Origin of the sequence: Streptomyces corynorhini (assembly GCF_003346515.1) — a bacterium.
In the GTDB taxonomy this organism is placed as follows: domain Bacteria; phylum Actinomycetota; class Actinomycetes; order Streptomycetales; family Streptomycetaceae; genus Streptomyces; species Streptomyces corynorhini.
In genome coordinates, this window is record NZ_QQNA01000414.1 from 1 (window position 1) to 3,931 (window position 3,931).

At 65.0% G+C, this 3,931-nt stretch carries 4 protein-coding genes and 1 pseudogene; 2 read left to right on the top strand and 3 right to left on the bottom strand.

Annotated features, from left to right (window positions below):
* Positions 1-159 precede the first annotated feature (159 nt).
* The 3 genes from DVH02_RS33730 to DVH02_RS36880 form a co-directional block, all read right to left on the bottom strand.
* Positions 160-498 carry a hypothetical protein gene (locus DVH02_RS33730; protein WP_114627639.1) on the bottom strand — a complete coding sequence of 113 codons (339 nt, stop codon included), beginning with the start codon at positions 496-498 and terminating at the stop codon, positions 160-162.
* 26 nt (positions 499-524) lie between these two features.
* A complete protein-coding gene (locus DVH02_RS33735) occupies positions 525-1,424 on the bottom strand; it encodes a radical SAM protein (protein ID WP_114627640.1) in 900 nt (299 codons plus the stop codon).
* A gap of 408 nt (positions 1,425-1,832) precedes the next feature.
* Positions 1,833-1,964: a hypothetical protein gene (locus DVH02_RS36880; RefSeq protein WP_267899095.1), complete on the bottom strand. Its 132-nt coding sequence runs from the start codon at positions 1,962-1,964 to the stop codon at positions 1,833-1,835.
* 249 nt (positions 1,965-2,213) lie between these two features.
* On the opposite strand from DVH02_RS36880, the gene DVH02_RS33745 reads away from it, so the two are divergent.
* Together DVH02_RS33745 and DVH02_RS33750 are read left to right on the top strand one after the other, a co-directional pair.
* Positions 2,214-3,434 carry a helix-turn-helix transcriptional regulator gene (locus DVH02_RS33745; RefSeq protein ID WP_114627642.1) on the top strand — a complete coding sequence of 407 codons (1,221 nt, stop codon included), beginning with the start codon at positions 2,214-2,216 and terminating at the stop codon, positions 3,432-3,434.
* A gap of 289 nt (positions 3,435-3,723) precedes the next feature.
* A pseudogene (locus tag DVH02_RS33750) lies at positions 3,724-3,931 on the top strand (hypothetical protein); the annotation flags it as partial.

Below are 3,931 nucleotides of genomic sequence, written 5' to 3' on the forward strand. Positions count from 1 at the left end.
GCGCGGGCCGCCGGTGTTCCCGGGGCGACATCGCCTGCCCGTGAACCAACAGAGCCATAGGTTACCGCGATGCTCTGACCTGCGGGGATGAACAGCGAAGACCCCGCCCATGCGCCACGGGGGCAGCACGGACGGGGCCGGTAGAGGGTGCGCGGGTGGTCAGTGAGGCGCAGCGGTGGACGCGCGCAGTTCAGACAGACGGCGCTGATAGAGCGGGCCGATAGCGTGCGCGCCCCTGGCTTCGCTCGGGGTGGCCTGCTCGATCAGGTGATGAGACACCGCCTTGAGATGAGCAGCCCAAGCGATCACGTGCTGTTGAGCTGTCCGCCCGCACTGCTTCGGCTCACCAGGAAGGCATAGCGGGAGCTGCGGCCCGAGCTTGTTTGCCGCGTGGCGGAGGTATCGCGCAACGGTCAGCCACTCGTCCTCGCTGCGCCGAATCGCGCTGCCCTCGTTCTCCCACCCCCACGGGCCGAAGTCGTCTCCGTGATCGTCCATCTGTGCGCTCCCTCGCATTTAGCGGGCTAGGCCGGTGCAGCGATCGTAGCCGCGCTCTCCGCGTCCTTGGGGTCGCAATGACCGACCGAGGGAACGCACGGGCCACAGGGGCCGCACATGGGGAGGAACTGCGGCGGGGTGCACGACTGGATACCGTCTCCGTGGACGGCCGCGATATCGGCCGCAACGTCGGTCATCTGCGCGCCGCCCCAGATTTCGGAGATCGGCTTTTCCAGAACGTTGCCGATGGACAGGAACCGACCGAGGACGCACGGCCACACATCGCCGGTCGGGCCAATAGCGAACTTCTCGTGTGCGCAATGCCCGCACAGATCAGCGATAGTCGGCGCGGCCCCATTGCTCGCCCGACCGAAAGCGCGGGTTCGGTCTCCGCCGACCGTGCCGACACCAAGCGCCGTGAGATCCTGCGCCGCTTCCTGGACGCGCTGCCCGTCCCGCACTGCGACCACTCCGCCCCGCAGCGGGATACCGAGTGCAAGCGCCTTTTGCACATTGGTGCGAGTCTTCTTGTGTGCTCCTCGGAGTTGCGTCACCGCGTCGTGTTCCTCGGCGCTGTCCGAGTAGTACGACGTGGCCAGCTTGACACCGTACTCCCGAAATGCGCCCCACAGTTCCGGGCGGATGTGGGTCATGTTCGAGAACACCTCGATACCGAGGCCCCGGCTGTGAGCGTGCTTGATCAGCGCGGGCAGACTCGGGTAGAGCGTCGGCTCACCGCCGATGAACTGGACGTCCAGGGTGCCCATGTCGGCAAGCTGGTCGATCACGTTCAACCAGTCCCGCACGGTCATGGTTCCGTGTGTGCCCTTGGGTCCGCTGTCTGCGTAGCAGTGATCACAGAACTCGTTGCAGAGTCCCGTGACCTCAAGCCATGCGAATAAGAGTCGGTTTTCGGCAGCGCTCATTGTGCGTCTCCTCACGACCGTTGGTGTCTGATGTCCCGCCCCTGCCGAGATTCCGAATGGGTTCGGTTACGTCCGGCAGGGGCGGGAGTTCATAAGCGGCCAGTTGCGGCCAGCACGGGCAGCGCGGTACTGAGCGCCGCCACGACGAACACGAATACCGACCACCTGAAGCGGCGGACGAACCTCACTCCCGGCCCCCACAATTGCGCTGCGTGAACGGGTTCGGGGGACGGTGAGAACCGGGCGGGAGGTAGACCACCCCGGAACGCACGTCCAGCGCTCCGCCGCCCTCGGTCCACCAACCGGCCGGAGAGGCCGCGTACGGGCCGGTGGGAGCGTCTAGGAGGCTGACTGGCTCAGGCTCGGGGAGAGGTCGCGTACGGCGTTTCTGTAGCCTCACGGGGGCAGTCACCGCCTCGCCCGCCGCTTGGTCTCCTGCGGGTCGGCGCAGTCAATGTGCCGGTAGATCGTGACGGGGGCTCCGGCCTGCCGCTCGATCTCCCCGCGTCGGCAGCGCTCAAGGGACTTGATCGGCTTCATGCAAGCCGGGCACGTCTCACCCGAGGGGGCGAACGTCGTGTACTCCCACTGTCGTGCGTCGGTGTCTGCCGTCGTCGTGCTCGCCATCGTCGCCATCCCGTCAAGTCCGCTGATGTTGCTCGGTGTTGGCTCAGGGAAGCGTGACTGAGAGGTGGAGGCCACAGCAGATAGGCCGCACTCCTGCCGCACGCTGGCCGCACTGGATACGCTGACCAGGGCAGACGCATTCCCGAGAGGAGACCGGCCACGATGACCAGTAGGCGGCGGAGGTTGGCGGAGCGCCGGAAAGCGTGCGGCCTCAATCAAGAGGAATTCGCGGAAGCGGTCGGCGTAGATCGGTCAACCGTCCAGCGCTGGGAGAGCGGGAAGAACGACCCGCAACCTTGGCAGCGCCCGAAGATCGCAAAGGCGCTGTCGATCACGGCGGGGGAACTCGACGCGCTGCTAGTCCCGGACGCCTACGCTCCGCCGCAGGCACGTACGAACTGGCTTGCTGACGTATCGTCAGATAGTGACGACGAATTTGATGCGCTCGAACTGGCTCGGCGCGTATCCGCTAGTGACGTGGGCAAGGAAACGCTAGGCCGTCTCGAACGTGCATTCGATGAATTGGCGATGAAATACCCAGTGTCCCCGCCGAAAGACTTGCTCGAAAGAGTAAGGAAGCATTCCGCTTATGTCTCACATCTCATGGATGCGCGCATGACTCTTGCGGAACAGCGACGCCTTTACGTGGTCGGTGGATGGTTCCAACTTTTGGGGGCCACACTGCATATCGATCTGAACCAGGAACACGCGGCGACAGCACGTTTGCAGACAGCGGCCACCCTCGCGCAGCACGCGGAGTATCGCGAGATTGAGGCGTGGTGTTATGAGACGGACGCTTGGCGGGTCCTCACGGATGGCGAGTATGGCCGTGCACTGGAGCTATCGCAGATCGCGCAGAGGCTAGCACCGGCCGGGAGTTCGGTTGCCGTCCAGGCGACAGCACAAGAGGGCAGGGCAAGGGCGCGGCTCGGGGAGGAGACCGAAACATACGCGGCCATCGAAAGAGTTCAGCGCATGTCGGCTCTACTCGTCCCGCGCAAGGGCACTGAACACCACTATCAGTACGATCCAAGTAAGGCACTGGCCTACACAGCAACGACGCTGGCATGGGTTGGAGATCCCGCAGCGGAGGGCTACGCGCGACAGGTGATTGCGCGGCTCGCCCCCGCTGATGATGTGGAGAAATGGCCGCGTCGTGTGGCGTCCGCGAACATTGATTTGGCGCTTGCGTTGCTCGGCGGTGACCGGCTGGATGAGGCGTGCAACGCAGCACAGCGAGCCATACTGTCCGGCCGTATCGTCCCGTCGAATCACTGGCGTGCGCTGGAAGTTGTCAAGGCTGTTGAGCGGCGACAGCTCCCGGAAGCGTCAGACCTGCGAGAGGCCTACCAGGGACTGAAAGCACTCCCGAGCGGTGACTAGGTAGCCCGGTCGCCTAAGAATCGCAGGTGCGGAAAACCCCTGGGATCACTGGGCTGGCCCCACCCTGGACCCCCACGTCGGCCGGATACCACGCCTTTCTTCGAAGGTGCCCCGGAAACGCAAGAAGCCCCCGACGCTCGAACCCACGGCGGGGTCGGTCATCGGGGGGTCGGGAGCACACCTTGACGTCAAGGTGTGGTCACCAGTCGGCCCACATGTGCCGCTTAGTCTCGGCAAACTCTCGGGCCCGTTCCTCTAGTGCGCTGTCCGGGAAAGGCTCGTTCATGTCATGGGACTTACTGAGCTGATGGAACAGGGGCTCGTCCTCGTCACACAGCGCCTAGAGAACATAGATTCGCCCCGTGCGCAAATCATCAGCGGACGCGCCCGTATCGACCTGGGCCCGCCGCCGGTGAGGACGGAACTGATCACCGTGCACTACGCGCAGGACCCGGCGGTGACCACCCCCGTACTCACCGCGCCCGCCCGCCCCCCCC